This is a genomic window from Halostella pelagica (assembly GCF_004762015.1).
Taxonomy (GTDB): domain Archaea; phylum Halobacteriota; class Halobacteria; order Halobacteriales; family Natronoarchaeaceae; genus Halostella; species Halostella pelagica.
Window position 1 is genome coordinate 604,694 of record NZ_SJES01000002.1, and the last position, 20,395, is coordinate 625,088.

The following is a 20,395-nucleotide window of genomic DNA, read 5'->3' on the forward strand; positions in this document are numbered from 1 at the left end:
ATGAGCACCGAAATCAACAACCATCCGCGGTACTCCCCGCGGTTCAAGGTCACCGTCGGCGACGACAAGTTCCAGGAGCCGGGCGGCCGAATCACCGACCTCGTCGTCGAAACGACCCTCGACGGCGCTGACAGGTTCTCGTTCGGACTCAACTTCCCGTTCGACGAGGAACTGGGCGAGTTCGCCGGGTTGACCTGGGATGACTTCGGCATCGGGACGGACGTCGAGATAGCGATGGGGTACGGTGACGACGGCACGTTGACGCCGCTTTTGAGCGGAAGTATTCGCTCGATCGACACCGAGTTCACGACGGACAGGGGGCCGCTGGTCCAGGTCAACGGGTACGGACTGCTCTGGGAAACCATGCAGGGGACCGACTCTCGATCGTGGTCCGAAACCACCGTCGGAGCGGCGGTCGAAGACGTGCTGTCGTCGTACTCGTTTTCTACGATCGACGTCGAGAGCGCGAACGTCAAGCGGGCAAAACTGATCCAGGACAGACAGAGCGACTATCGGTTCATTCAGGACCTGGCCGCGACCTACGGCTTCGAGTTCTACGCCGAACGGGATTCGGTCAGGTTCGTCCCGCTGTCCTCGCACGCCGGAAGCGACGGACCCGTCGCCGAACTCTGGTACGGGGAAGCGCTTCACGAGTTCTTCGCCGAGATAACCCATCGGAAGCGGACGCACGCGGTCGAGGTTCGGTCCTGGGACGTCCAGAAAAAGGAGGAAATCGTCGTCTCCGCGGGGAGTTCGAACGCGAAACACAAGGAGGTCTTTCGAATACCAGCCATGTCACGCGACGAAGCAGACCACATAGCAGAAACGAAGCTGAACCGGTTCTCCGACGGCGTTGTTCAGGGCCACGGAGAGGTCGACGGTACCCCGGAGATCCGAGCGGGGACGACGGTCCGTCTCGAGGAACTCGGGGAGCGGTTCTCCGGCGAGTACCACGTGACGAAAGCGACGCACCGAATGGGCGGTTCCGGCTACCGCACGACGTTCGAGGCCACGGAGGTGGGAACGTGAGCCGTCCCGGGTTTTTCGAGGGGGACGCCGACGACGACGGCGACTCCCGCAACGTCGCCGTCGGTATCGTCACGGACAACGAGGACCCGAAAGACCTCGGCCGCGTGAAACTACGGTTCCCGTGGCGCGACGCCGACGACGAGAGCTACTGGGCCAGAGTCGCCACCGAGATGGCGGGCGACGGGTACGGGACGTACTTCCTTCCGGAGGTCGACGACGAAGTGCTCGTCGCCTTCCAGAACGGCGACATCCACAGACCGTTCGTCATCGGGTCGCTCTGGAACGGCGAGCAGAAACCGCCACAGACGAACGGCGACGGCGGCAACGACGTTCGGGAGGTACGGTCGCGAAGTGATCATCAACTCAGGTTCGACGACGCCGATTCCGGGAGTATAACGATACGGACTGGGGAGGGTCACGAAATCGTCATCGATGATTCCGGCGGTTCGGAGACGATCGTGCTCCGCGACGAGAGCAACGACAACAGCGTCACTCTCGACGCTTCGAGCGGAAACGTTTCGATCGAGGCGAAAAACGAGATCGACATCTCGGCACCGACCGTCTCCATCAGCGGGGGAAAGAAGGTGAAGATATCGGGCAACAAGGGCGTCGCCGTTTCGAGCAAAGCCCAACTCGATCTGGCAAGCAAGGGGCAGTTGAACGTGTCGAGTCGCGGGATAATGGGGATCGACGCTACCGGTCCGTTAACTATTAAAGGTTCTATAATACAATTAAATTAATAGATAATATAGATGAAGCCTGCAGCCAGATTGGGCGATCAGACCGCTCACGGAACGCCACTCACCGGCAGTGCCAGTTCGAACGTCCTGATCGGCGGCAAGCCCGCCTGGCGCGCCATCGCCGACGTTCACAGCTGTCCGCTCACGAGCGGTGTCGTTCCGCACGTCGGCGGTTCAGTCGCGATGGGAAGTACGACGGTGTTTGTCAACAAGATGCCGGCGGCTCGGATGGGAGACACCGTCGTCGAGAACGGCCCGCCGAACAAGATAGCGAGCGGGTGTCCCACGGTCTTCATAGGCTGAGCCACGATGTCAGAGGACTTCCTCGGAACCGGGTGGAAGTTCCCGGTCGAAACTGACCACCGCGGAGATGTCCGAACGTCGGACACGGATGAGGACATCCGCGAGGCGATCCGGATCATCCTCGGTACTGCGAAAGGAGAACGTATCATGCGGCCGGAGTTCGGCTGTGAAATACACGATCACGTCTTTTCGGCGGCCACGCCTGCCACGCTGAACCTGATCGAAAGCAGCGTTCGGAAAGCGCTCGTTCGATGGGAGCCCCGGATCGACGTCGAGGACATCGAGGCCCGGACCGCTAGCGAGAGCCCGAACAGGGTCCAGATAGAGATCGAGTACCGCGTTCGGACGACGAACAGTCTGTCAAACATGGTGTACCCCTTCTACATCACTGAGGGCGACGGATGAGTCACGAGCCCGTAATCGACGATAGGAGCCAGGAGGAGGTGTACGAAGAACTCCAGCGTATCGCCCAGATGTACACCGATTCGTGGGACCCGACGTCGGCGGACAACGGGCGGACGCTGTTGCGGATCTTCTCCCATCTCGGAGCTGATATCATCCGCAGGTTGAACGACGTCCCGGAGAAACACCGTATCGCCTTTCTCGACGCACTCGATTTCGAACGACGACCGCCGCAGGCCGCCAGATTACCGCTGACCTTCTCTGTCTCGACGGATCTCGACCGGAACGTGGCGATCCCGGGTGGGACGCAGGCGATAGCCGACCCCGACAACGCGGGAACGCAGATATTCGAAGTGCCGCAGGAACGGGGCTTCGAAGCGACGGGGGCGACGCTGATCGACGTGACTGCGGTCGACCCGGCCGACGACGCCATCGTCGACCACGACGACTTGCTGGACGACGACGGCGTTACGGAGGTGTTCGTCGGCGAGAACGAACAGGAACACGTCCTCTACATGGGTCACGATACCCTGCTCAACCTCGAATCCGGGTCGTCGGTGACAGTCACGGCCGAAACGAACGTCGATAGCGACGTGTTCCTCGACTCGGTCGTCTGGGAGTACTACGGCGACGACGAGTCCGGCGAGGAAGGCTGGCATCGGCTCGAACAACCACAGGACGGAGACGGCCCCGGCGACGACGCCAGTCTCGAAGAGCTTCAGGAGTTGCTGCAATCTCGCTCGGACACCGGGCACGAGAGGAGCGACGGCCACGCGATCGAATCGACGTTTCGGCTCCGGGGCGAAACCGTACAGACGACCGTCGACGGTGACGAGAGTCGGTGGCTTCGGTGCCGGCTGGTCGACGACGAGTCGGACCCCTTCTCGGTGAAAATGCAGTCGCTAGCGGTGAGCGTCGGAAGCGGGGCGAGAGAGGGCGGGCTTGCGCCGGATTTCCTCCTCGCGAACGATGTCCCCTTGTCGCTCGAAGACGAGGGCGACATTCTACCGTTCGGACGGCTTCCGCAACCCCCGGCGACGTTCTACGTCGCCTCGGAAGAAGCGTTCACCAAAGGGGGTGGAGTCATCGACATCGAGTTCCACGTGCCCGAGGTGGCCGGCCCGTCCGACGCGGGCGACGGTGCGGACGGGTCCGCAGACGGTGGTCCAGGTGGTGTCGGACTCGTCGGCGGCCCTCCGCACATATCGTGGGAGTACTGGAACGGGGACGGCTGGACTCGGATCGACGGTATCACCGACGAGACGAACGCGCTGGCGGACCCGGGTCACGTCCGGTTTCCCGTTCCGGACGACATCGAGGCGACCGCAGTGTCCGGACACGATGACGTGTGGATCCGCGCCCGGCTTGTCAGCGGGAACTACGGGCAGCCGTCTTTCGACGTTACCGACGCCGGTACGCGAGGGGCGCTCACCGACTCCCCGGAGCCGCCGAAGTTCAGTAACGTGTCGATCCACTACGACAGGGGACTGGAACCCTTCGAGACAGTCCGCAGATACGACAACGCGTCGTTCAGCGAAGATCTCGCGGACCGTTCCGATCCGTTTTCGCCGTTTACCGAACTCCCGGACCGGGAACAGACGATCTATCTCGGGTTCGACGACGTACTTCGGAACGGGCCGCTTTCCGTGTTCGTTCCGGTGAAAGACACGACGTATCCGCGCGCCTTCGACCCCGGAATTCAGTGGGAGTACTGCAACGACCCCGACGCATTCGAGTGGTCGGAGATAGACGTTCAGGACCGGACGGGCGGGCTGACGGAGCGCGGACTCGTACGGTTCACGTTTCCCGAACCGACCACCGCGTTCGATCTGTTCGGCCGACAGCGCCACTGGATACGGGCACGCATCACGCAGGACGAGTTCGAGCGCGAGCCCCGACCGACCCAACCGTCGCGGAACAGCGGTGTCGTATCGGAGGTCGAGGGAACCGACCGCACATTAGAGCGGTCGACGACGCCACCGGTTCTGGACGGAATCTACCCGAACACGCAGTGGGCCTACAACACGAATACGGTGGAAAACGAGATACTCGGATCGAGCGACGGGTCACACGACCAGTCGTTCGAATTCGCGTTCGCTCCGGTCATCCAGACAGAGGTCTGGGTCGACGAGTACGCCAGTCTGTCTTCGGGCGAACGGCGAGAACTCGTCGAAACCCGCCCCGATGCCGTCGAACGCGTTACGTCGCCCCGGGGTGAGACCGAGGAGTTCTGGGTTCGCTGGGTGGAAGCGACGGACTTCCTGGACTCGGGCCCGTCGGACCGGAACTACGTCGTCGACAGGAGCAACGGCACCGTCACGTTCGGCGATGGGAACAGCGGAGCGATCCCACCGAACGGCCAGGACAACCTGAAGACGACGTACACGACCGGTGGCGGGAGAGACGGCAACGTAGACACCGGGACGATCACCGACCTCAAGAGTTCGATCTCGCTGGTCGAATCGGTTTCGAACCCGGCACCGGCGGACGGGGGTGCGGACATCGAGTCTATCGATGCGCTCGTTTCGCGGACGACGAACCAGATCAAACACCGGGGGAAAGCGGTCACTGCCGCCGACTACGAACAGGTTTCGAAAGCCGAGTTCCGCGAACTCGCGACGGTCAAATGCGATCCGAACCTGTCTAGCAGCGGCGAACGGGCGTCCGGTCAGGTGACATTGTTGATAGTTCCGCAGGCCGAACGAGAAAAGCCGGTCCCGTCAACGGAACTCAAACAGCAGGTCCACACCGCACTGCGAAAACGGGCGCCGGCGTCGCTCGTCGAATCGGAGAGCGCACGGATCGTCGTCAGGGGACCAAGTTACGCCGAGATGGCCGTCGAGTTGACGCTCCGAGCGTCGGAGGTCAAGAGCGTTTCACAGCTCAAGGGAACGATCAGTCAACGACTCGACGAGTATCTGCATCCGCTGACCGGGAACGGGGGCGACGGGTGGGAGTTCGGATCGATGCCCGGTATCGAGGAACTGGCCGCGGCTGTCGACGACATCGAGAACGTGTCGAACGTGGTAGATATCGGGGCAAGGATCGACGTGAGCGGCGACCAACAGTCGCTCAGTGGCCGCCAGCGCGATCCGACGCTCCCGAGAGACGCACTCGTCTGTAGCGGAGACCACGAGATAACAGTCACCATGGAGGGAGACCCGTGACCCGCCGAGTCGGAACGGGTCGGCGTCAGCCGAGGATCACACCCGACGGAGGGCGGTGACCCGTGGGGCTCGACGTTCCGGAACTCGCCGACAGGGAGTACGAGGAGATACTGGAAGAGGCTCAGAAACTGATCCCCGCGTACTCTGACGAGTGGACCGACTTCAACCCGCACGACCCGGGGATAACGATCTTAGAGGTGTTAGCATGGCTGACTGAGACGTACGTCTACCAGCTCGATAGAGTCACAGACGAACATCGCGAGAAGTACCTCCGGCTGATGGGCGAAAAACCGCGTCCACCCGGTCAGGCGACGACGCGGGTGGCGTTTACCCCGCCGGGCGATACCGCGGGCTGTCGCGTTCCGGCCGGAACCAAGCTTACGGTGACCGATACCACGGGGGAAACGTGCCGCTTCGAAACTGACCACGACACCGCTCTCACGGCAGCTGCGATCCGACGCGTCGTAACCGTCGGGGAAGCGGGACAGACCGACAACTCGCACGCGAACCGGACCGACGGGATGTACTACCGCGCGTTCGGCGACGACCCGTCGGTCCGCGATACGCTGTACCTGGGGTTTGACGCCGATCCGTTCGGGGCTTCGGACAGACTCACGCTGATGATCGATTACCACGACGAAGATATACCCGACCCGGCTCCGTCTCGAACTGGCGACCCGTCGTTCGACCCGTCTGTCGAACTTGCGTGGGAACACCGACGGAAGCGCGACGGGGCGTGGGTGTGTCTCGACGTCCGTGGTGACGGTACGAACGCGTTTTACGAAGGCGGGCATATCGAACTGAGCCGTCCGGACGACAGGGAGCAGACCCGGGGAACCGAACTTCCGGTCGACGACGCGGCGTCGGAACACCACTGGATCCGCTGTCGACTAGTGAGGCCCGGCTACGAGATCCCGCCACAGATCGACGCTATCGAGACGAACGTCGCGTCCGCGAGCCACCGTGCGTCAGTCAGCGGCGAACGGTTAGAGCAGGTCGGGACGCTCGACGAACCGACGGCGTTGGACGGACAGACGTTCGACTTCGAGCACTCTCCTATCCTTTCAGCGCGGGTGACAGTCGACGGCGAGCGGTGGACGGAGGTCCCAGACTTCGACGCATCGGGGCCCGACGACGAGCAGTACGTCCTCGACCGCTACGACGGCAGCGTTCTGTTCGGTGACGGGATCAACGGCAAGGTGCCGCCGTCTGATGCGACCGTCGTCGCCGATTACGTGTACGGAGGCGGCGACGAAGGCAACGTCCCGCAGTCCGCACAGTGGCGGTTTACAGATGGGACGACCTCGCTCGACGGAGCGGGGACACTTGACGACATCACGGTGTCGCCGACCCGGCCCGCAACCGGGGGGACGGACGGCGAGTCGGTCGAGGCAGCGCTCAAGCGCGTCAGACGGGATCTTCGGACGCCACATCGTGCAGTCACCACGAACGACTATCGCGCCATCGCGTCGCGAACGCCGGGGATTCGCGTCGATCGGACGAACGTCGTCGTGGCCGACGAGCAGATCACCGTGGTCGCCGTCCCGTACGCGCCTCCGGACGTGCCGAAACCCGAACCCAGTGAGGGGTTTTTGCGAGCAGTCAAACGGTATCTGGACGAACGAAAAGTACTGGCTGATCGCGTTCGCGTGATAGCACCCCGGTACGTCGGACTCGAAGTGACCGTCACGGGCCGAACTCGGTCACAGTACACTGACGAGGGACACGAGGCGGCGGTCCGCGCCGCCGTCGAGGAGTACGTCCATCCGCTCAACGGCTTCGACGGCAACGGGTGGCCGTTCGGCCGACCCCTTTTCGATGCCGAACTGCGCGACCAGATCGCCGGCCACGACGTGATCGACCGGGTGAGCGACATCGATATCTCCGCGCACGGCGGGGCGGTGATCGACGACGGCGTCGTTCGGATCGACGAGATGTCGCTGTTTTACGTCGAGGAAGTGATCACGGACCTCGCTGAGATGGCCACCCCGAGTGGCGGAGGTGTGTAATTGTGGATTTCTCGTACGCCACGACAGCGAGCGAGACGGACTGGAACGAGTGGAACGGTCGCAACGTCGACGTTCGAGACGGCGGAATAAGCCTCGAAACGGCGACCGCGATCCGGCAGTCAGACCTGGAAACGCGGGCCATCGACCACGCCGTCGATCCGAGCGGGGTGCTCTACACTGTCCGGCCGTCAGGCGGGCTCTATCGCTACGATCCAGATACAGAACTCGAACAGCAGTTGTTGGACCGGACTGAAGCGACGCTCACCGACCCGGTCGCGGTCTGTGCTACGGCGGACCGTGTCTTCGTCATCGATTCGACCGACGGCCGTATCGCCGTCCTTTCACCGCGATTACAGCGCCTTATCGGAACACTGGAGACGCCGGCGTCCGAGCCCGCGGGGTTAGCGCACTCTGACGGGACGATCTACGTTCTCGACGAGAGGGAAGGGATCGTGACGGTCGAACGCGGTAAGACGACCGACTCGACGACTGGGTGGGATCTCGGAACCCCGACTGACATCGCGGCCGATGACGGCCAACTATACCTCTTAGATCCCCTGAACGGTGTTTCTACCGTCCGAGCTTTCCGTGGGGGTGAGGAGGTCGAGAGCGCGTCGGTGCCGGGGGCGACGTTCGAAACCGAAGACGGCCCCGTTTCGCCTGTTGCTCTCTCTGTCACCGCCGGCCGCCTCTTCGTTACTGGAGCAGTAGCCGGAGAAACGGAGAGCGCGCTGTACGAGTGGGATCCTGACTCTGAATCGTTTTCCGAACGCCACCGCTTCGACGACCCCTGTGTCGAACTCGACGGCCGGTTCGTCGAAAATACCGATCAGTACGAGTTCTATGGACTGCTTGGCGACGACCAGAACTGTCACGCGCTTACTGAAACCTCGTTGAACAAGCGACATCCGAGACGGGACCGGTACGTCGGGACGGCGTTCCAGCGATTCGACTCCGGTGCGCAGGGGAACGAATGGCATCGGTTGTCGCTGGGGATCGGCCGGTCGTCAGCCAGTACTCAGGTCCGCGTTCGATATCTCGCGACGGACTCACCCGCGCTCGTCGAGTTAGACGCTGCCGAGATCACTCGGCTTGCGCCGAAGACGGTCGACATGCTTCGAGACGACGGGATCACCAGCGTCTGGGAACTCATCAACTGCGACCCTGCTCGGGTCGCTTCGCGTCACGAGGACGTCTTCCCGAGGAACGTCCGCTACTGGCAGGGTGTCGCGCTGAGCAACCTGTCGGAACACGCGGAAGGCAACTGGACGACTGTGGACTCACTCAACCCGACCGATGTCCTGTTCGAAGACGGAAACGGGCGATATCTGTTCGTCAATCTGGAGCTCGTTGGAACTCCGGAATCAGCTCCGCGGGTCGACTCCATAAGGGCATTCTGTCCCCGACAGACGTATCTTCGGTATCTCCCGGAGCTGTATCAGGAAGACGACCAGTCTACGGAGTTTCTCGAACGGTTCCTGTCCGTGTTCGAACGGATATTCGTTGACATCGAGGAGGAGATAGACGGGATCGGTCAGTATTTCGATCCGCAGGGTGTTCCGAGCGAATCGCTGGCCTGGCTGGAACGGTGGTTAGCTGTCGACTCACGGGTCGACTGGCCGGAGTCCGCGCGCCGGGAACTGCTCGCCAGGGCTCCCGAACTGTACAAGCAGCGAGGAACGAAACGAGGCCTCCGCGAGTTAGTCGAACTGTATCTCAGATACGCGACACCTGTGGGTCAGTCTACGGGCCTGGACCGAGCCGACGGAACTGACCCCGATTCTCCCGCTGCCGGCACTGCCGATACTGCGGATTCCGCGTCCGCGACACATGATACGCCGTCTTGCGGGAGCGCCGACACGCCCTCCGGCCACCGATTGTACTTCCTCGACCACAGCAGCCTTGAGAGTATCGAGCGCGAGGCAGCGTGGTCTCAGTACGCTTCGGAACTCCCCGACCGACCCGGGTTTGCGCTCTTTTGCGGCCCGCTCCGAAGCGACGACGAACGCGCCGCCGTGGAAGCGCTCGCGAGTTCTCAGAAGCCAGCCCACGTCGGATCAGCCGTCGTCTTTCTGGAAAACGAGTGCACACTCGGATCCGGCACGTTCCTCGGGATCAACAGCAAGTTAACGTCCCGCGAGTTCTCGCTCGGCGAGGCGGCGCTCGGCGGCGAAACGGTGTTAGAACCCAGGAACTGACGGCGGTGGTCGCTTCGAGATCAGGTGTCGAACGCACGTAGGTTCGTGCGTGTCACGCGGAGCAGGCGTAAGACGGCGAACCATCAGTCCGCGTCAGTTACGGTGACCGAGTTCCGGTCCACGTGGAGGTACGTAACCCACGGTGCGTCGTCCGCGAGGCCGGAGTCAGTCGTCGCTGCAAGCGCCTGGTCGTAATGGACGGCTCCCTTGGTTCCGAGCGTGGTCGTTCCGGAGACCACGGCCCCGTACACGTCCGCCTGTTTGACGTAACTGTACCCCGACCCGTTCCGCGTCGGCGCGTACATCACGCCGGTGAAGGTAGCGCGCGTCGTTGAACTGCCTCCGCCAGCGATAGTCGCGTTGAAGTCCTCGGTGCCGAACGTCCAGAACTGCGAGGACCGGTCACCCGGGACTGTGACGTGGGATTTCTTGCCGACGTGGACGTTGACCTGTCGCTGGCCGAGTCCCGTCGGGGAGACGGTGACATCGCGTTCGCTCGCAACGTACAACCGGACGCTGTTGTTCCCTCTGACGGTGATGTTCGACCCCTGCGCTCCGCCGAGGCGGACGTAGTCCCGGACGCCGACGACGATGTCCCCGTCTGTCGTGTCGAGAACCAGTTCCTCGTTGTCGAGATCGATCGCTTCGACGGAGTACTGACCGGCGGTGATCGTCGTCGTCGAACCGGAAGTGGACAGCGAACTTCCGGAGATAGCGGACGCGTCCGCGTTGTCGTTTTCGTCTGCGAGGCGCGCGACCTGTCGCTCGACGATAGAGCTGAACGGGGTCGCTGTCTCGATGCCGTCTATCCGCTCGGAGCCGTCGTAGTCCGCGCCGTTCCGTTCGAAGCTGTCGGTCCAGTGAACGGTCCCGTCGATCTCCGTCGAGCCGCTGAGTTCGACCGACTCACCGGAGTAGAGGTCTCCCCGTACCGTAGCGTCACCACCGGACGAGACGTTTCCAGCGACCCTGACGGACCCGTGTCCCGTCGCATCGTCCTCGGAGTACGCCGCCTCTGAGGAATCGTAACTGTCCGTGTACGCGCCGGTGCCAGTCAGACGTAACTCTCCGGTCGGGGCCGTCCCCGTGAGACCGCTCCGGATCTCCAGTTGCGGTGACCCGGTAACGAACTGGACCGTCACGGCCCGTGCGGAGTGGTTGACGGAGACCCTTCCTGGCGTTCTCGCCCGGAAGTACGCGGCCCACGCGGTGTAGTACTCACTTTCGATCGTGATCGTGAGCGCCTGTGGGCTCTCGATCGGATTGGCGACGGCGTCTGTAGTAGTTCCAATCGAGCGGTTCGCCGACCGGATCCGCAGTCGCTGGTCGAGCGAAGGGTCACCCTCGACGGTGAGGTACTCGACCAGAAGCGTGCCGTCCCGATACTCGATTTCCGGCGTCGACACCATCGTCGTCCCTCCGGACGAGTGTCTGAACACAGCGCCTCCCTGGGTCACGATCCGCGTCTCTCCGGCGACGTACGCGACTTCTCCCAACGACTCGTTCGCAACCACGACCGACTGACCCGAAGCGAAGTCGACGCTCCGGACCGTGATCCGTCCCCTGTCATCGTTGACGGCGAGTTTCCCGTTCCTGTGATCGAAGGTTAGACGCTCCGTCGCCGCGGACTGGCGGCCCACGCGCTCGGCCGTCGCGTCCAGTTCGACCATCCCCGTTTGTGCGGCGCGGATCTCCGCGTTCCGCCTGGAGTCATCGAGTACCGGGACGCCAACCGCAACGACGAGAGTTAGCCCGGCGACCACGAGTCCGACAAGCAACACGACCCCGATCACTTCTGATGCGCCCCGGTTCGACCGGTGGGCTGATCCGATCTTCAGTCGTTTCCGCTCGCTCTCTCCCCCCATGAATTGCAGTTAGATTACTGACCTGTAACCAAAGTTAGAAGCGCTGTAATCGTAGAATAGGCCGACTAATTACGCCGTTTAGTACAGTATATCAACGGTATCTCGTTACGTGATGCCTTCGAAACGCCACCGCATTCGGTGCGGGAACGGGACGATCCCTCTTTTTGTGGCCCCGTGGGGGTGTGTCCACTCGGTGAACCTGAATGTCGTCAAGGTTCCTTGGGGAGAGACCGGCGTCAAGTGGGGTAGAACGAGACAAGCGGTTCAGTATCGCTCCGATCTCAACGCGGTCGAGGGTCCCAGTATGAGGGGTCGAGCGACACGTCGTCTTCGTTGGGACTCCGTTTGACGCCGACGACAGTCCATCGGTGTCGTGACACGTGCAAGCGTCGGATGAGTGAGTATGACTAGAGTGTCACAACTTGCGACTTTAACACCCATACGATGCGGGGTGGGGGGACATGCGTCTAGAGGGCGATCAGAGAGTAGTGTGTCTCGATTCACGTTCGACTGTCCGGAGTGTAGCGCTGAGGTAGACGTCGATGACGACATTCGTGCGGAGATTCTGGACAACGGTTGCGTGCTATGTCGGGCACAGGTCGGCCCCAGTGCGTTCTCGCGGATCGGTTCCAATACGATGCAGTAACCGACCTCCACTCCGTGATGGCAGCGGAGGCGACTACAAATCCGCCTGTATATTGTAGCGAATCACGGTTAGCACAGGTGGAGACGAGCTGGAGCCATTTCAGTGAACAACTCCGTCCGTCGCTCGGTCCCGGACGGCGACGATGGCGAATCGGATCCGTCCTTCGATCCAGTGGCGACGTTGGCCGAGGACTGTGACGTTACGCTGTCGACGGCGTACAGGAAAGTGGAGAAACTCACGATTTCGGGCTGTTCGCAGCCGTCGAGACGGCAGACGCTGTAGAGCGAGCCAACGGTCCGGCAGTCCTAGGCTTCGAAGACCGTATCCAGTAGCGTCGTCTGGGCTGCCGCGAGGTGTTCGGCGAACGTCGACCTGTTGATGCCGAGTTCCTCCGACACCTCGGTCGCGTTCGCACCTTTCGGATGGTCGAAATAGCCCAGATCGTGGGCCGTCGACAGCACCTCCCGTTGTCGGTCCGTGAGATTGTTCCGGTCGACGAACACGAGGCTCTCGTCCGAATCCGGTCCTTCCGACCGGGTGAGTCGGCGGAGGTTGACACCGTCGAAGTCGGCGCGCAGGTCCGAAACGACCGCTCGGAGTTCGTCCAGGTCAGTGAGGAAAAAGCCGATGATTAGCGACCCTTTCTCCACCCGGATAGTCTGTATCGGGATGTCGTGGGACTCGACGAGTTCGCAGACGCACCCCTGCCCGCTGTCACGGGAGAAACGGTAGACGCTGTCGCTGTCGTACGTGAATATCTCGTCCATCGCATCGCCGTCGATCTCGGTGTCCGCCTCGACGGTAAACTCCTCGGTGACCGCGTCACCGTCCGGCGTAGTGGTTCGTCTGATAGACCGGACCGATGATGTTTCCTGAGAGACAGCCGCGATCTGGCACGTAGACGGGTTGTCTATCAGGATCTCTGCCCGGATGCTAACGCCCATACCGGGGAATAACCGTATCGAAGCGCAAAGTACCTTGCCCACCTATTTCTACCCGGTTTTAAACACCCGCCATCCTGTGGTCGACGTGTTACCGGCCTATGGACGCTACGTGAGATCAGAGAGCATGCTCAGAAATCATAGGTGGGGAACGAGCGGTCAGTTACAGTACCCGGGAGGTGGCGAACCGTGAAGCGAGAAACAGCAGTCATCGTCCTGTTGCTCGTCGCCGTGCTCCTGCCGATGTGGTACGTCGCGCTACACGGGGAACCACCCAGCGAAGAGGTCGAGATAGACAAGAGCGTCAGCGAGATCCGACCGCTCCAGGAGATCGTCGACACGCCGGAGAAACTCGCACCGAGTCAGGTCGGCGTGATCGTCTGGGTCGCGCTGTTCGGACTCGTCGCTGCGCTCACCGCGGTCCACCGGTTCATGAACTCGGCGGTGCGGCCGGACGACGCGAACGACGCTGCGGTCGCCGACGGGGGACAAGTGGGGCTACCCTGGTTCCGCACCGACGACCGCTGGGTCGTCACGTATCACGACGCCTCGGACGCCATCGAGGGAGTGCTGGCGATGGGTGGGTTGACGATCGTCGCCATCGTCTTCGCTGCGCTGTTTACCGGCGAGTATCTCACGCTCGCACGGACGCAGTACTTCGGCGTCTATGCGATGGGGATGTTCGTCTCGTTAGCACTGCTTACGGTCGCGTACTACGCCTGGTTCCTCCCGCACGTCGAGGTCGCGGAACGGAGGGAACACTGATGGGACACGATACACCGAACTCCGAAGCAGACGACTGTAACGGCCGTTGTACGGACTGTCCGAGCGACGGCGACGAAGGGGGTCGGCCGAGTATCTTCACCGATACGCGGGCGACGCTGGCTCGCCGCGACTACGCGAAACTGTTCGCCACTGTCGGCGGGCTGACGGCGGTCGGGAGCCTCGCAGCGCCGCTCGCCGGGCTGACGCGCGTGTTCGACCGGTCGTACACCGGCCCGGTCTACTCGGACGGCATCAACCTCGTCGACGGCGACGGGAACAGAGTTGGCGAATCGACGCTGTCGGAGGGCGAGAAGCTGACCGTTTTCCCGGAGCCGCGGCCGGGGATCGAACGGGCACCGACCCTGCTCGTCCGCCACTCCGAGGACGCCTACGGCGGCGAAACGAAGATGGAGTTCACCGTTTCAGGCTACGCCGCCTACTCGAAGGTCTGTACGCACGCGGGTTGTATGGTGTCGAACGAGGAGGGAGAGACGCTCGTCTGTCCCTGTCATTTCGGGAAGTTCGATCCGATGGACGGCGCGTCGGTGGTCGGCGGGCCACCCGAGCGGCCGCTGCCGCAGTTGCCTATCACGCTCTCCAGTGACGGGAATCTCATCGCTACGGGGGATTTCGAAGGGCCAGTCGGCCCTGGTGGTGACTGATGTCCCGGACCGACAAACTCGCAGAGCGAGCGGCCGACGCCGGCGAGCGCGCCTACGACTGGCTGGACGTCCGATTCGGCCTCGACAGCGGCCGCGAGTTCCTCGGGAAGGCGTTCCCAGCCGAGGACTCGTTCCTGCTCGGCGAGATAGCGCTGTTTTGTTTCCTGATGCTCGTCCTGACGGGGATGTTCCTCGGAATGTTCTTCGAGCCCTCGACCAGCGACGTCGAGTACGAGGGGAGCGTCGACAAGTTCCAGGGCGAGGAAGTTCCGGAGGCGTTCGCGAGCGTCCTGCAGATCACCTACGACGTCCCGTTCGGGATGTTCATCCGGCGAATGCACCACTGGGCGGCCCACCTGTTCGTGGCTTCAATCGGGTTACATATGCTCAGGGTGTTTTTCACCGGGGCGTACCGCAACCCGCGCGAGCCGAACTGGATCGTCGGCACCGGCCTCGCCGGGCTGGCGATGGGCGCGGCCTACACCGGCTACGCGCTGCCCTTCGACGAGTTCGCCGCGACGGCGACGGGTATCGGCTACAGCCTCGCGACCTCCATCCCGTTCGTGGGGGAGATCGTCGGGAAAGCGTTCTTCGGGGGGGAGTTCCCGTCGAGCGCGACCATTCCCCGCCTGTACTTCCTCCACGTACTCGTCATTCCCGCGGCTATCGCCGTGCTACTGGCGGTCCACATGGGGATCCTCGTCCGCCAGAAACACACCGAAGCACCGCGCGAGGACGACGTGCGCGGACCTCTACCGACGACCGGCGATGAGTCCGCGACTGACGGCGGCTCGGCGACCGTCGACGAGGACGACGACAGCGTCGTCGTCGGCCTGCCGGCGTTCCCGAATCAAGCGGCCGTCAGCGCCGTCGTCTTCTTCCTGACGCTGGCGGCGCTGGCGGCGCTGGCCGGCTTCCTGCCGGTCCACAACATCGCGGAGTATGGCCCGAACAACCCCGCCGGGACGCCGGAGCTCATTATGCCGGACTGGTTCCTGATGTGGGTGTACGGCTTCCTGAAGCTCCTTCCCGCGTGGATGAGTTTCACTGTCCCGTTCGTCGGCGTTCACGTCTCGACAGAGTTCGTCGGCGGCGTGTTACTTCCGACGCTCGTGTTCGCCGCCGTCGCCGTCTGGCCCTTCGTCGACTACCGCGAGGATCCGGTCCACTTCACGGCGAACCCGCTCGACCGCCCGTGGCAGACCGCGGTCGGCGTCGCGGCCATCCAGATGATCATGGTCGCCTCCATCGCGGGTATGAACAACCTGCTCGCACGCGCGCTGGGCGTCGGAACCGAGGTGGTAAACCAGGTTCTCACCGTTGCGCTGCTGGTCGTCCCGGTCGCCTCCGGCCTGCTTACCTACCGCGTCCTTCAGGGCGACGACGAGCGCAGCGAAACGGACGACGCGGCGGAGGTGGCCGACGATGACTGACGCCCGCACCGCCGCGGACTGGCCGACCGAGGTCAGACTGTCGGCTCGGACGTATCGATATCTCGACCGCGCGAGCAAACTCCTCGGAGTCGGGTTGGTCGCCCTCGGTCTCGAAGCCGGCGGCGACACGCTCGCGGGAGTGACACTCGGCGCGGTCGGCGTAGCACTAGCGCTGACGACCGTTTTCGTACGGAAAGACGAATGAACAGAAACGACACACCGCAGAACGACGACGAGAGAACAGAGAAACCGGACCGCGAAGACCCCGAGATCGATGGACCTGCAGTCGGCGACCCGCCGGGTGACCCGACGGACTCCGACGGGTCCGTGTCCCGCCGAGGCTTCCTCGAAGGCGTCGGCATCGCGTCGCTGCTCGGGATCGGGGGCGCGTCCGCCGTCGGCGACGGGCTGTTCCAGATGGACGGGCTACAGACCGTCGACGACCCCATCGGCGACTACCCGTACCGCGACTGGGAGGATCTCTACCGAGAGGAGTGGGACTGGGACTCGGTCGCGCGCTCGACCCACAGCGTCAACTGCACCGGCAGTTGCTCGTGGAACGTGTACGTGAAAAACGGGCAGGTCTGGCGCGAGGAGCAGGCTGGTGACTACCCGCGCTTCGACGAGAGCCTGCCCGACCCGAACCCCCGCGGCTGCCAGAAGGGGGCCTGCTACACCGACTACGTCAACGCCGACCAGCGTATCAAACATCCGCTCAAGCGCGTCGGCGAGCGCGGCGAGGGGCAGTGGCAGCGCATCTCGTGGGACGAAGCGCTCATGGAGATCGCCGAACACGTCGTCGACGAGGTCCAAGACGGTCGCTACGACGCCATCAGCGGGTTCACGCCTATCCCGGCGATGAGCCCAGTCTCGTTCGCAAGCGGCTCCCGGCTTATCAACCTTCTCGGCGGTGTCAGCCACTCGTTCTACGACTGGTACTCGGACCTGCCGCCGGGCCAGCCGATCACCTGGGGGACCCAGACCGACAACGCTGAAAGCGCCGACTGGTACAACGCGGACTACATCATCGCCTGGGGGTCGAACATCAACGTTACGCGCATCCCCGACGCGAAGTATTTCCTCGAGGCCGCGTACGAGGGCACCAAACGGGTCGGCGTCTTCACCGACTACTCACAGACGGCCATCCACACCGACGAGTGGATCAGCCCCGACTCCGGCACCGACACTGCGCTGGCGCTGGGGATGGCCCGCACTATCGTCGACGAGGAACTGTACGACGAGGCCCACCTCAAGGAACAGACCGACATGCCCCTTCTGGTCCGTGAGGACACCGGAAAGTTCCTCCGCGCGAGCGACGTGCCCGCCGTGGAGACCGACGCGGACCGACCCGAGTGGATGCTCCTCATGGTCGACGCTGACGGCCGACTCCGCGAAGCGCCGGGGTCGCTCGGCGAGCGAGACGGCCAGAAAGACTACTCGAAGAGCATCGACCTGGATTTCGACCCGCGCCTCGACGCCGAGCGGACGGTCGAGACGACGGACGGCACCGTAGGCGTCCGGACGGTGTGGAACGAACTCCGCGACGAACTGGCCGAGTACGACCCGGAGACTGTCCACGAGGAGACCGAGGTCGGCAGGGAGACGTACCAGCGGGTCGCCCGCGAGTTCGCCGAGGCGGAGAAAGCGAAGATCATCCACGGGAAAGGCGTCAACGACTGGTATCACAACGACCTGGGCAATCGCGCTATCCAGCTACTCGTCACATTGACTGGCAACCTCGGCGAGCAGGGGACCGGCCTGGACCACTACGTCGGTCAGGAGAAGATCTGGACGTTCCACGGCTGGAAGACGCTCTCGTTCCCAACCGGGAACGTCCGGGGCGTGCCAACGACGCTGTGGACGTACTACCACGCCGGTATCCTCGACAACACCGACCCCGACACCGCCGCGAAGATACGGGAATCTATCGATAAGGGGTGGATGCCCGTCTACCCCGAGGAGCGCGAGGACGGCTCCCGTCCGGACCCGTCGACGATGTTCGTCTGGCGCGGCAACTACTTCAACCAGGCGAAAGGGAACGTCGCCGTCGAGGAGGAGCTGTGGCCGAAGCTCGACCTCGTCGTCGACATCAACTTCCGGATGGACTCGACGGCGATGTACTCGGACATCGTGTTGCCGACCGCGAGCCACTACGAGAAACACGACCTGTCGATGACGGACATGCACTCCTACGTGCACCCGTTCACGCCCGCGGTCGAGCCGCTGGGCGAGTCGAAGACCGACTGGCAGATCTTCCGCGAACTCGCCGCGAAGATCCAGGAAGTGGCGACAGAACGTGGTGTCGACCCCGTGCAGGACCGGAAGTTCGACCGCGTGATCGATTTGACCACTATCCACGACGACTACGTCCGTGACTGGTCGACCGACGAGGCGGACGCGCTCGCGGAGGACCGCGCGGCCTGCGAGTACATCCTCGAACACTCCGAGGAGTCAAACCCCGCCGACAGTGACGAGCAGATCACGTTCGCCGACACGGTCGAGCAACCCCAGCGACTGCTGGAGGCGGGCGACCACTGGACCTCGGACATCGAGGAGGGCGAGGCCTACACGCCGTGGAAGGACTACGTGCAGGAGAAGAACCCGTGGCCCACCGTCACCGGCAGACAGCAGTATTACATCGACCACGACTGGTTCCTCGAACTCGGCGAGGAGCTTCCGACCCACAAGGAGGGACCGACGAACACGGGAGGTGACTACCCGATGGAGTACAACACGCCCCACGGCCGGTGGTCTATCCACTCGACGTGGCGGGACAGCGAGAAACTGCTCCGCCTCCAGCGCGGGGAGCCCGTCGTCTACCTCCACCCCGAAGACGCCGCCGAGCGCGGCATCGAGGACGGCGACGCTGTCGAAGTGTTCAACGACCTCTCGACGGTCGAGTTGCAGGCGAAGATCTATCCGAGCAGCCAGCGCGGTACGGCCCGGATGTACTTCGCCTGGGAACGGTTCCAGTTCCCCGATGACACCGATTTCAACTCGCTCGTGCCGATGTACATGAAGCCGACCCAACTGGTGCAGTATCCGGAGGACACCGGCGAACACCTCTACTTCTTCCCCAACTACTGGGGACCGACCGGCGTCAACAGCGACGTCCGGGTCGACGTGCGGAAGAAGGGAGGTGACGGCGAATGACCGCACAGGACGCGGATGCGGGCGACGAAACGGTCGACATTGCGGAGGGGATCGACCACCAGGTCGCGATGGTGATGGACCTCAACAAGTGCATCGGCTGTCAGACGTGTACGGTCGCGTGCAAGTCGCTGTGGACGGAAGGCGGCGGGCGCGACTACATGTACTGGAACAACGTCGAGACCAAGCCCGGGAAAGGGTACCCGCGCGACTGGGAGGAGTCCGGTGGCGGCTGGAAATCAGACGAGCACGGCGAGCGCCAGCCCGGGCAGATCCCCGACCAGGAGGACTACGGCGAGGCGTGGGAGTTCAACCACGAGGAGATCATGTACGACGGGAGCGACCAGCCGCTCCGGCCCGACGGCGACCCCGAGTGGGGACCGAACTGGGATGAGGACCAGGGGGCCGGCGAGTATCCCAACTCGTACTACTTCTACCTCCCGCGCATCTGCAACCACTGCACGCATCCTTCCTGCGTCGAAGCGTGTCCGCGCAAGGCTATCTACAAGCGCGAGGAGGACGGTATCGTCCTGATCGACCAGGAGCGCTGTCGCGGCTACCGCTACTGCGTCGAGGGCTGTCCCTACAAGAAGGTGTACTACAACGCGACGCAGAAGACATCAGAGAAGTGCATCTTCTGCTATCCCCGGATCGAGGGGGAAGGGCCAGAGGGCGAAACGTTCGCACCGGCCTGTGCGGAAGACTGTCCGCCGCAGTTGCGCCTCGTCGGCTTCCTGGACGACGAGGAGGGGCCCATACACAAGCTCGTCAAGGAGTACGAGGTCGCGTTGCCGCTCCACCCCGAGTACCGGACGCAGCCGAACGTCTACTACATCCCGCCGTTCGCGCCGCCACAACACTCCGAGGACGGCGAAACGGTCGACGTCGACCGCATCCCGCGAACGTACCTCGAAGAGCTGTTCGGCGAGGGGGTCCACGACGCGCTCGACACTATCGAGCGGGAGCGCGACAAAGTGGACCGCGGCGGATCCAGCGAACTGCTCGACATGCTCACGGACACGAATCCCGCACGCAAGTATCGGTTGGAGGTGTTCGACTGATGCGAGCGAAGTCGCGCTGGCCGG

Annotated in this window: 17 protein-coding genes; 15 read left to right on the plus strand and 2 right to left on the minus strand. The window is 63.2% G+C overall.

The window, feature by feature from the left end; all coding sequences use genetic code 11:
- From EYW42_RS07460 to EYW42_RS07490, 7 genes are all read left to right on the plus strand, one after another.
- Nucleotides 1-1,029, plus strand: a complete 1,029-nt coding sequence (locus tag EYW42_RS07460; protein WP_135534620.1) for a phage late control D family protein — start codon at nt 1-3, stop codon at nt 1,027-1,029.
- Nucleotides 1,026-1,769: a phage baseplate assembly protein V gene (locus EYW42_RS07465; protein ID WP_135534621.1), complete on the plus strand. Its 744-nt coding sequence runs from the start codon at nt 1,026-1,028 to the stop codon at nt 1,767-1,769. The genes EYW42_RS07460 and EYW42_RS07465 overlap by 4 nt, the downstream gene beginning before the upstream one ends.
- Before the next feature lie 12 nt (nt 1,770-1,781).
- Nucleotides 1,782-2,072 (plus strand): PAAR domain-containing protein, encoded by a 291-nt coding sequence (locus tag EYW42_RS07470; protein WP_135534622.1) that lies wholly within the window; start codon nt 1,782-1,784, stop codon nt 2,070-2,072.
- 6 nt (nt 2,073-2,078) lie between these two features.
- Nucleotides 2,079-2,477, plus strand: a complete 399-nt coding sequence (locus tag EYW42_RS07475) for a GPW/gp25 family protein (RefSeq protein ID WP_135534623.1) — start codon at nt 2,079-2,081, stop codon at nt 2,475-2,477.
- Nucleotides 2,474-5,641, plus strand: a complete 3,168-nt coding sequence (locus EYW42_RS07480) for a putative baseplate assembly protein (RefSeq protein WP_135534624.1) — start codon at nt 2,474-2,476, stop codon at nt 5,639-5,641. Before EYW42_RS07475 ends, EYW42_RS07480 begins: the two co-directional genes overlap by 4 nt.
- A 62-nt stretch (nt 5,642-5,703) precedes the next feature.
- Complete coding sequence (locus tag EYW42_RS07485) at nt 5,704-7,650, plus strand: putative baseplate assembly protein (RefSeq protein ID WP_135534625.1); 1,947 nt, start codon at nt 5,704-5,706, stop codon at nt 7,648-7,650.
- A gap of 2 nt (nt 7,651-7,652) precedes the next feature.
- Nucleotides 7,653-9,848, plus strand: coding sequence for a phage tail protein (locus tag EYW42_RS07490; protein WP_135534626.1), 2,196 nt, complete (start codon nt 7,653-7,655; stop codon nt 9,846-9,848).
- Between the two features lie 83 nt (nt 9,849-9,931).
- On the opposite strand, the gene EYW42_RS07495 is transcribed toward EYW42_RS07490, so the two are convergent.
- Nucleotides 9,932-11,713 (minus strand): DUF7289 family protein, encoded by a 1,782-nt coding sequence (locus EYW42_RS07495; protein WP_135534627.1) that lies wholly within the window; start codon nt 11,711-11,713, stop codon nt 9,932-9,934.
- 403 nt (nt 11,714-12,116) lie between these two features.
- Between EYW42_RS07495 and EYW42_RS20675 the strand changes: the two genes are divergently transcribed.
- Both EYW42_RS20675 and EYW42_RS07500 read left to right on the plus strand, forming a co-directional pair.
- Nucleotides 12,117-12,359: a DUF7560 family zinc ribbon protein gene (locus EYW42_RS20675; RefSeq protein ID WP_449271867.1), complete on the plus strand. Its 243-nt coding sequence runs from the start codon at nt 12,117-12,119 to the stop codon at nt 12,357-12,359.
- A gap of 102 nt (nt 12,360-12,461) precedes the next feature.
- The gene (locus EYW42_RS07500) at nt 12,462-12,641 is read left to right on the plus strand and encodes a hypothetical protein (protein WP_135534628.1); all 180 of its coding nucleotides are present in this window, start codon (nt 12,462-12,464) and stop codon (nt 12,639-12,641) included.
- Between the two features lie 23 nt (nt 12,642-12,664).
- Here EYW42_RS07500 and EYW42_RS07505 read toward each other — a convergent pair whose 3' ends face one another.
- Nucleotides 12,665-13,303, minus strand: coding sequence for a helix-turn-helix domain-containing protein (locus tag EYW42_RS07505; protein WP_135534629.1), 639 nt, complete (start codon nt 13,301-13,303; stop codon nt 12,665-12,667).
- Between the two features lie 186 nt (nt 13,304-13,489).
- On the opposite strand from EYW42_RS07505, the gene EYW42_RS07510 reads away from it, so the two are divergent.
- Genes EYW42_RS07510 through narH form a run of 6 tightly spaced genes read left to right on the plus strand, consistent with a single transcriptional unit; the run spans nt 13,490 to nt 20,371 of the window.
- On the plus strand, nt 13,490-14,065 hold the full coding sequence (locus EYW42_RS07510) for a hypothetical protein (RefSeq protein WP_135534630.1): 576 nt from the start codon (nt 13,490-13,492) through the stop codon (nt 14,063-14,065).
- A complete protein-coding gene (locus tag EYW42_RS07515; protein ID WP_135534631.1) occupies nt 14,065-14,727 on the plus strand; it encodes a QcrA and Rieske domain-containing protein in 663 nt (220 codons plus the stop codon). The genes EYW42_RS07510 and EYW42_RS07515 overlap by 1 nt, the downstream gene beginning before the upstream one ends.
- Nucleotides 14,727-16,160 (plus strand): cytochrome b, encoded by a 1,434-nt coding sequence (locus tag EYW42_RS07520; protein WP_135534632.1) that lies wholly within the window; start codon nt 14,727-14,729, stop codon nt 16,158-16,160. The genes EYW42_RS07515 and EYW42_RS07520 overlap by 1 nt, the downstream gene beginning before the upstream one ends.
- Nucleotides 16,153-16,365 carry a hypothetical protein gene (locus EYW42_RS07525; RefSeq protein WP_135534633.1) on the plus strand — a complete coding sequence of 71 codons (213 nt, stop codon included), beginning with the start codon at nt 16,153-16,155 and terminating at the stop codon, nt 16,363-16,365. The genes EYW42_RS07520 and EYW42_RS07525 overlap by 8 nt, the downstream gene beginning before the upstream one ends.
- Entirely contained in the window at nt 16,362-19,313 is a 2,952-nt protein-coding gene (locus EYW42_RS07530) for a nitrate reductase subunit alpha (RefSeq protein WP_135534634.1), read from the plus strand. Before EYW42_RS07525 ends, EYW42_RS07530 begins: the two co-directional genes overlap by 4 nt.
- Complete coding sequence (narH, locus tag EYW42_RS07535) at nt 19,310-20,371, plus strand: nitrate reductase subunit beta (protein WP_135534635.1); 1,062 nt, start codon at nt 19,310-19,312, stop codon at nt 20,369-20,371. The genes EYW42_RS07530 and narH overlap by 4 nt, the downstream gene beginning before the upstream one ends.
- Nucleotides 20,372-20,395: the final 24 nt, after the last annotated feature.